This window comes from Kitasatospora sp. NPDC041988 (assembly GCF_055588525.1).
In genome coordinates this window covers 396314-404000 of sequence record NZ_JBVJCO010000001.1, presented here as the reverse complement: position 1 = coordinate 404000, position 7687 = coordinate 396314, and the positions used below count along the sequence as shown (strand labels likewise).

At 74.1% G+C, this 7687-nt stretch carries 8 protein-coding genes; 2 read left to right on the top strand and 6 right to left on the bottom strand.

Going from position 1 to position 7687, the window contains the following annotated elements; all coding sequences use genetic code 11:
* Positions 1-96 precede the first annotated feature (96 nt).
* The 3 genes from ACZ6NC_RS01680 to ACZ6NC_RS01670 form a co-directional block, all read right to left on the bottom strand.
* Complete coding sequence (locus ACZ6NC_RS01680; protein WP_465727825.1) at positions 97-543, bottom strand: hypothetical protein; 447 nt, start codon at positions 541-543, stop codon at positions 97-99.
* A gap of 109 nt (positions 544-652) precedes the next feature.
* Positions 653-958, bottom strand: coding sequence for a hypothetical protein (locus tag ACZ6NC_RS01675; protein ID WP_465727823.1), 306 nt, complete (start codon positions 956-958; stop codon positions 653-655).
* Positions 959-1012: 54 nt separating this feature from the next.
* Positions 1013-2008 (bottom strand): hypothetical protein, encoded by a 996-nt coding sequence (locus ACZ6NC_RS01670; RefSeq protein WP_465727821.1) that lies wholly within the window; start codon positions 2006-2008, stop codon positions 1013-1015.
* Positions 2009-2151: 143 nt separating this feature from the next.
* On the opposite strand from ACZ6NC_RS01670, the gene ACZ6NC_RS01665 reads away from it, so the two are divergent.
* On the top strand, positions 2152-3012 hold the full coding sequence (locus ACZ6NC_RS01665; RefSeq protein WP_465727819.1) for an SMI1/KNR4 family protein: 861 nt from the start codon (positions 2152-2154) through the stop codon (positions 3010-3012).
* A 48-nt stretch (positions 3013-3060) separates the two neighbouring features.
* Here the strand turns inward: ACZ6NC_RS01665 and ACZ6NC_RS01660 are convergent, their stop codons facing one another.
* A complete protein-coding gene (locus ACZ6NC_RS01660) occupies positions 3061-3939 on the bottom strand; it encodes a carbohydrate kinase family protein (protein WP_465727817.1) in 879 nt (292 codons plus the stop codon).
* 4 nt (positions 3940-3943) lie between these two features.
* Complete coding sequence (locus ACZ6NC_RS01655) at positions 3944-4870, bottom strand: pseudouridine-5'-phosphate glycosidase (RefSeq protein WP_465727815.1); 927 nt, start codon at positions 4868-4870, stop codon at positions 3944-3946.
* A 110-nt stretch (positions 4871-4980) separates the two neighbouring features.
* Between ACZ6NC_RS01655 and ACZ6NC_RS01650 the strand changes: the two genes are divergently transcribed.
* A complete protein-coding gene (locus ACZ6NC_RS01650) occupies positions 4981-5883 on the top strand; it encodes a LysR family transcriptional regulator (RefSeq protein ID WP_465727813.1) in 903 nt (300 codons plus the stop codon).
* A gap of 38 nt (positions 5884-5921) precedes the next feature.
* Here the strand turns inward: ACZ6NC_RS01650 and ACZ6NC_RS01645 are convergent, their stop codons facing one another.
* Positions 5922-7496, bottom strand: a complete 1575-nt coding sequence (locus ACZ6NC_RS01645; protein WP_465727811.1) for a S8 family peptidase — start codon at positions 7494-7496, stop codon at positions 5922-5924.
* Between the last annotated feature and the right edge of the window lie 191 nt (positions 7497-7687).

Genomic DNA, 7687 nt, shown 5'->3' with positions numbered 1-7687 from the left:
ACCCCCCCCCCCTCCCCCCCCGCCCCCCCCCCCCCCCCCCCCCCCCCCCCCCCCCCCCCCCCCCCCCCCCCCCCCCCCCACGGCGGGCGGCAACGGTCAGTTGTTCTCCTCGGCCCGGACGATCTCGTCGATCCGGCGCTGAAGCGCGTCGGCCTCGGCGCGGGCCTTCCGGGCCGCCTCGTGCTCGCCGAGCCGGTCCAGGGCGGCGGCCTTGCTCCGCAGGTCGGCGACCTCCTGCCGCATCTTCGGCAGGTCGTAGCTGACGGCGTCGCGGGTCGACGGGCCGGAGGAGGCGGACTGGCCGGAGTCGGTGGGCTCGGTGGACGGCTGGACGGCGCAGATCGCACTGACGCCCCCCGCGCCGAACAGCGAGCCACCGATCAGCGTGTTGAGGACGCCCTGGCAGGCGGCGGACTCTTCGGGCGTCTTCGGCCCGTTGTTCGCCACGGCCGGCTGGGCGAGCAGGAGCGGGGCGGCGAGCAGCAGGACGGAACAGGCCGCGCGGGTGGCGGACTTCAGCGACTTTGAGGCGTTCGAGGACATGACGGGCCTTCCGGATTGGGCGATGGACGAGCCATCCCTACCGGAACGGCGGCTCACGGCCGTGGACGCTCCACCGTCCGTGGGCGTGTCAGAGCTCCTGCAGGGCCGATCAGTCGTCCTCGTCGGGATAGCCCCAGGTGATCGTCGCCTTCGCGGCCGGCGCGACCGCGGCCACGGCACCGGCCACCGCCTCCTCGAACATCGGCCGCCAGCGGTAGAACCGGGTGATGATCAGGGCGTAGCGGCTCTCGCCCGTCACGAAGAACTCGCCCCCGTCCTCCGCCCAGCCGATCGACACCTCGTCCTCGATGCCCTCCTGCCGCAGCAGGTCGACGACGGCGCTCAGAACCTTCTCGGCCTCCTCCTGTCCGGTGAGTTCGCTGATACTGAGGTGGAGATCGATGTTGACTGACATGGGTCCGCATCGTAGTTGCCCCCGCCGACAACCGGGCTCCGGGCGCGGTGCGGGTCAGTAGCCGCCGAAGCCGCCGAAACCGCCGTAGCTGTGCCCGCCCGTGAAGCCGCCGGTGCCGCCCATGCCGGTGCCGCCGTAGCTGGGCCGGGGGCCGGGGCTCGGCCGACTCGGCGGGATCGGCTGCGGACCGTCCTGCTTCTCCGACCAACTGTGCCTGGCCACCTCACGCCACCACTGGGCGAAGGTGACGCGGACGCCCCGCGCCAGGCACTCCTCCTCGACGGCGGTCCGGGCCGCGTCGTCCCACCGCAGGGCGATCCCGGCGGCCTTCTGGGCGCGCGCCAACGCGTACAGGTCCTTCTCCAACTCCGGTGCCGTCAGCGGCTCCTGGGGCAGCGCGGCCGGGTCGTCAGCGGCCGGCGGGAGGTCGGTCCGGAAGACCCGGACCGGGACCGGGGGCGGGACCGGGTCGTCACCCTCCCCCGCCTCTTCGCCCACCTCGTACAGCCACACCCGCCGGGCGGCCACCTCGTCCAGCAGGGCGCGGCGCTGCTGCGCCTCCCGTGCCCGGGCCAGCTCGGCCTCCCGCCGGGCCGCGCGCTGCTCCGTCAGGCGCTGGTCGATCTCCTCCCGCACCGGCCGGTAGGCCTCGGTCGCGCGCTGCACCTCCGTCAGGAAGGCACGCTGGGCTGCCTCCGACCGCTCGACGGCCCGCTGCTTCCAGCCGGGCCAGTGGCGCGGGGCGGGGATCGTGCGCCAGGCCCCCGTGCCCCGGTCCAGGTCGAACGCCGCGTCATGGCCGCCGTGTGCCCGGTACAGCTCCTCCAACGCGCGGGACACGGCGGCGAGGAAGGTGCCCGCCGCCTCGCTCCACCGCGCGCGCTCGGCCTCGGAGCAGGTCAGCGCCTCACCCCAGGTGTCCCTGATCCGGTAGACCTCGACCTGCTCCGGCAGCTCCACCGAGGTGACGGCCACGAACCGCCCCCCGCAGCGCCGCGTCGCATAGAGCCGCACTTCGTCCCGGTAGACCTTGACCTCGGTGACCGCCACTGCGCCGACCTCCCGCCCGTCGATTCACCCGTCACTCACCATAACGGAGCGACCACCGTCCGCGTCAGCCCCTGTCGCCGGGTTTGTCCGACCCCGGCGATAGGGTCGGCCCGAAAGCCACGACACGAGTACCGGGGGCAGCCGTGACCGAATTCGACACCGCCGCGACGGTGCTGTTGCTGCGCCGGCTGGCGGAGGGGTCCTCGGGGCTGGTCTCCCTCGACCCGGGGATCGGCGACGCGCGGATGGACGCCTGGCCCGTCCCGGTGCCCGAGGAGATCCGGGTGCTGCTCCGGTCGGTCGGGGGCGTGAGGTTCACCGTCACGCGCTCCGCGGTCAACGGTCACGCCTCGTACGAGCACCTCGACTTCGCGCACACGTACAACGAGGGCCGGTACCACGGTCACGACACGACCTGGTACGTGGACCACGCCGGCGGCGCCGGGAGCCACTGGTTCGTCTACACCGACCACGGTGACGGCCACACCTACGTCGACGTGGACGACGACACCGGGGCGTGGGGGCCGGTCTTCCGGTTCTGGGACGCCACCGACACCGTCCGGGTCGCGCCGTCCCTGCCGGCCTGGCTCCACCAGGTCGCCGACTGCGCACTCCGGGCCCTCGCCGAGACCGGAGCCGAGCCGCGAGCCGAGACGGGAGCCGCAACCGCGGCCGGAGCGGAAGCCGGGAGCGGCATCGAGCGAGGGCCGGACGCCATCGCCACCCCCGCCGCCACCCGGGCCTTCGGCAACCGCCTCGCCGAGTACTGGCTGGCCCTGGACGAGTGCCCCCCGACGGTGGGCACCGTCACCGTGCCCGAGGCCCGGGCCGCCGACTCCGTCCTCCGGGAAGCCGCCGCCGGCCTGCCCGAGGACGCGCGGCTCGCGGACCTGCGGGCGGCCACCGGCCCCGTCCGCGTCGACTTCGGGTTTCCCGTCAGCTGCCGCTACGCCCGCCGGGCCGGCGGCGCCGTCCTGGTCGCCACCCCCTGGGACGGCGAGTAGGCCCCTGCGATGGGGAGCAGGGGCCTACTCCCCTCCGGGGCCGCGGTGTCACGCCTCGCCGCAGGACGCCCCCGGCGAGGCCAGGACCTTCGCCGCGCACGCGTGCCCGCGGGCGGCGGCCGCGTGCAGGTCGCCGTCGGCGAGGTAGCCGGCCAGGAAGCCGGCGGCGAACGCGTCGCCGGCTCCGGTGAGGTCGCGGACCTCGCCGACCGGCGGGACGGGCACGGCGAACGGCGCCTGTCCGGGGGCGTCCACCACGGTCGCCTCCGCGCCGGACTTGGTGACGACGGTGGTGGCCGCCAGCCGCGCCCGCCCGGGCCCGGGGCGGCCGCCGGCCAGCAGGCCGAGGAAGGCGGACTCCTCCCGGTTGGCGAACAGCAGGGTGGGTGCCAGCTCGGTGGCGAGGGCGAGGAAGCGCTCGCGGCCGAACTGGCCGAGCATGCCGGTCGAGGACGCGTCGAGCGAGGTGGTGCAGCCTGCCCGGCGGGCCCGCCGGAGGGCGTCGACGGCGGTGGTGCCGACCGGTTCCCCGTCGAAGGAGTAGGCGGGCACGTGCAGGTGGGTCAGGCCGTCCAGCCAGGCGTCCGGGACGGTGTCGAGCAGTTGGGCCGCGCCCCGGTCGGGCAGCATCGTCCGCTCGCCGGCCTGGTCGATCAGCACGACGACGGAGCCGGTCCTGCCCTTCCGCGCGACCCTCACGTCGACGCCGCGGCCGGCGAGTTCGGCGACGATGGCGTCCCCGGCCGGGTCGTCGCCGACGCAGCCGAGGAAGCGCGCGGGGCACTGGCCGGCGGCGAAGCCCGCGACGTTGGCCGCGCTGCCGCCGCGCCGCCGGAAGACCCGGGCGCTGGTGTCGGTGCCGTGCCGGAGCGGGCCGTCGACCCAGACGACGATGTCTTCGACGAGGTCGCCGAGTACTCCGAGCATGCGCCTACGCCTCGTTCCGCAGGGCGGCGAGCGCGGTGGCGATCTGCCCGCCGAGCCGGACGTTGCCCCGGTAGACCTCGACGTTGACGTCCAGGCTGCGGCCCTGGGTGTCGCGCCGGATGAAGTCGAGCAGGAACGGCGTCGAGGCGTTGCCGGTGACGCCCTGGCGCTCGGCCTCGGCCCAGGCGCGGGCCAGCAGGGCGTCGAGCTCCTGCGGCGGCAGCTGCTTGGCGGGGTCGACCGGGTTGGCGATCAGCACGGCCTGGGTCAGCTCCAGGCCGTCCCGGGCGGCGATCACCCGGGCGGCCTCCTCGGGCGAGTCGACGCGGTAGTTGATGCGGTGGCCCGAGTCGGTGACGTAGAAGCCGGGGTACTGGCGGGTCCGGTAGCCGATGACCGGGATGTTGAGCGTCTCGAACCGCTCCAGGGTCGCCCGGATGTCGAGGATCGACTTCACGCCCGCGCTGATGACGGTGATGGGCGTGACGGCCAGCGTGGTCATGTCGGCCGACTCGTCGAAGCTCTCGGACGCCCCGAAGTGCACGCCGCCGAGGCCGCCGGTGGAGAAGACCGGGATGCCCGCCCGGTGGGCGAGGAAGGCGGTGGCGGCGACGGTCGTCCCGCCGTGCCGGCCGAGCGCGGCGACCACCGGCAGGTCGCGCAGGCTCGCCTTGTCGAGGTCGTCCGCCTCGGACAGCTCCTTGATCCGGTCCGCTCCGAGCCCGACCGTGGGCACCCCGGCGTAGACGCCGATCGTGGCCGGGACGACCCCGGCGGCCCGCAGCCGTTCCTCCGCCTCCAGCGCGACCTCCAGGTTGCGCGGCCGGGGCAGCCCGTGCGTGAAGATGGTCGATTCCAGCGCGACGACGGGGGCGCCGGCGGCAACGGCCCGGGCGACTTCGTCGGAGATTCGGATGGGCAGTCCGGTCATGGCACGACCTCTCTGCGATGCCACCACGGTGTGGCAACTCGGGCTCAGCCTAGAGAGCGTGCCCATCGGTATCCAGAATGAGTCCTGAGCCTTCCCATAGGCTTCTGCCTATGGGTTTCACCTTGCGTCAGCTCGAAGTCTTCCTCGCGGTGGCCGGCACGCTGCACTTCGGCCGCGCCGCCGAACGGCTGCACATCTCCCAGCCGACGGTCAGCCAGGAGGTGGCCCGGCTGGAGCGGACGGTGGGCGTGGAGCTCTTCGACCGCAGCCGGCGGGCGGTGCGGCTGACCCCGGCCGGCGAGGTGATGGCCACCGAGTCGGCCCGGCTGCTCGAACAGGCCGGCTCCCTGCTCGCCCGGGTACGGCTGCACGAGGAGTCACGGAGGGGGACGGCCCGGATCGTCGCCTCCCCCAGCGTCATGAACCGGCTGCTGCCCGCCGTGGTCAGCCGGGCCGAACGGGAGCTGCCGGCGCTGGAGCCGGCGGAACTGGCCGTCGACACCGGCCACGTCTCGTCGACACTGGCCGCCGAGCTCGCCGACATCGGCCTCGGCCGCTTCCTGGAGGAGGTGTCCGGCTACCGGCGGGAGAAGCTCGCCGACGAGCCGGTGCAGGTGGCGCTCAGCCGCCACCACCCGCTCGCCGGACGGGACGCCGTCCACCTGCACGAACTGCGCGACCTGCCGCTGCTGCTCTGGTCCCGGGAGCAGCATCCGCGGTACTACGACCATGTGCTCGGCCTCTGCTCGGCGCGCGGCGTCGAGCCGCCCGTCCTGGTCAGCCCGCCACGGATCGTCGGCTCGCGGCTCTACCTGCTCTCCCAGAACCGGGCGTTCTCGCTGGTCCCCGGCTCGATGGCGGGCCATCTGACCGAGGAGGTGGTCACCATCCGGCTCGCCGACCGGGCCACCCTGCCGCTGGAGATGCAGTGGCGGCTGGACGACGACCGGCCCCGGCTCGCCGCCCTGCGCGAGCTGATCCGGCAGGAGGCGGCCGTCCTCGGGGCCGGCTGATCGGCCGGCCCCGAGGGCGGATGGAGCCTCGCGGACCGTCAGAACCGCAGGGCCCAGCTCCTGATCGCCCCGGGCCAGTATCCGTAGAGGTCGGTCACGCGCAGCCGCCAAACGCCGTTGGCGGTGTGCGCCGAGGCGTCGACGCCGAAGCGCATGACGACGTCCGGGCTGCCGTCCCAGATCACCTCGTCCTTCAGCAGGAACACCGCGCCGTCGGGCGCCACCAGCTCGACCTTGAGGTCCCCGCGCCAGCCGTGTTCGATGTCGACCGGGATCTCCAGGTCCCTCGGTGCCTTACCCGCGACCCCGGTGACGGTGACCGGGGACTCGACCGTGACCTTGCCCTCGAACTCCACCCGGGTGGAGTTCGCGAACACCGGGCCGCGCGGCCGGTTCGGCACGGTCCCGGTGTAGAGCAGCCGGTCGGGCGAGCCCGGCCCGGCGCCGCCGACCGCGCCGGTGGTGGCCGCTGCGGTCAGCGCGGCACCCACCTGCGCGGGCGTGGCGGTCGGGTGGTCCGACAGGTAGAGCGCGGCGGCCCCCGCCACGTGCGGGGACGCCATCGAGGTGCCCGACTTGGAGATGCCGAAGCCGCCGTAGTCGCTCCAGTTCTGCGTCGAGACGATGTCCACGCCGGGCGCGAAGAGGTCCACCAGCGGACCGTGGTTGGAGAAGGACGCCTGCTGGTCGGCCGAGTCGGTGGCCCCGACGGTGATGGCCGTGGGCACCCGGGCCGGCGAGTGCCCGCCCGCGTCGACGCTGTCGTTCCCCGCCGCCACCGTGTAGGTGAGGCCGGTGGCGATCGAGTTGGCCACCGCCGCGTCCAGCACCGGGTCCGGGTCGCCGCCCAGGCTCATGTTGACCACCGCGGGCTTGGCGGCGTGCCCGGTCACCCAGTCGATGCCCGCCACGACCTGCTCGGTGGTGCCCTCGCCGTCGTCGTTCAGGACCCTGACGGCGACGATCCTCGCGGACTTCGCGACCCCGAAGACGTTGCTGGCGACCGTCCCCGCCACATGCGTGCCGTGCCCGTGACCGTCCTCGGCCACGTTGTCCCCGTCGATGGCGTCGTAGCCGTACGAGGCCCGCTCCTCGAACTCCTCGTTGGTGATGCGCACACCGGTGTCGACGATGTACGCCGTGACGCCGCGCCCCGCCGATTCCGGGTAGACGTAACGGTTGTCGAGTGGAAACCGGCGCTGGTCGATCCGGTCCAGGCCCCACGAGTCCGGCTCCGTCTGGGTGCCGTCCAGCCGGACCCGCCGGTTCTGCGAGACCAGGGCCACCGCCGGATCGGCGGCCAGGCGGCGCGCCTGCCGTTCCGTGAGGTCCGCCGAGAACCCCTGCAGCGCGGCGTCGTAGGTACGCCGCACCTTCCCCCCGTACGCCTGCGCCAGCCCCGCCGCACTGCTCGCCGCCCACCGGCCGCCGGCCGCCGGTGCCTTCAGCACGACGAGGTAGCTGCCCGGTACGGCGCTCGCCGACCCGGCACCCTGGACCACGCCCTCCGGTGCGGCCGCCGAGGCGGGGAGCACCCCGCCGAGACCGGCCGACAGCGCCGCAGCCACCCCCAGAACGACGCAGATCCGCCCAGAACCTTGCCTCGGACTCATGGTCCCCCCTCCGGAACTCCTCTGGAGGCCAAGCCTGATTGACAGTCAAATAGCCTGCAAGACAAGAGGGTTACCAACTTGTCTACGTAACCGGGGCGGGGGGGGGGGGGGGGGGGGGGGGGGGGGGGGGGGGGGGGGGGGGGGGGGGGGGGGGGGGGGGGGGGGGGGGCGTTTTTTTTCTTTTTTTGTTT

What these genes read in the sequence shown, in the direction of transcription:
- ACZ6NC_RS01680 (WP_465727825.1), bottom strand. Translation starts at nt 543, where the DNA reads ATGTCCTCGAACGCCTCAAAGTCGCTGAAGTCCGCCACCCGCGCGGCC.
- ACZ6NC_RS01675 (WP_465727823.1), bottom strand. Translation starts at nt 958, where the DNA reads ATGTCAGTCAACATCGATCTCCACCTCAGTATCAGCGAACTCACCGGA.
- ACZ6NC_RS01660 (WP_465727817.1), bottom strand. Translation starts at nt 3,939, where the DNA reads ATGCTCGGAGTACTCGGCGACCTCGTCGAAGACATCGTCGTCTGGGTC.
- ACZ6NC_RS01655 (WP_465727815.1), bottom strand. Translation starts at nt 4,870, where the DNA reads ATGACCGGACTGCCCATCCGAATCTCCGACGAAGTCGCCCGGGCCGTT.
- ACZ6NC_RS01650 (WP_465727813.1), top strand. Translation starts at nt 4,981, where the DNA reads ATGGGTTTCACCTTGCGTCAGCTCGAAGTCTTCCTCGCGGTGGCCGGC.
- ACZ6NC_RS01645 (WP_465727811.1), bottom strand. Translation starts at nt 7,496, where the DNA reads ATGAGTCCGAGGCAAGGTTCTGGGCGGATCTGCGTCGTTCTGGGGGTG.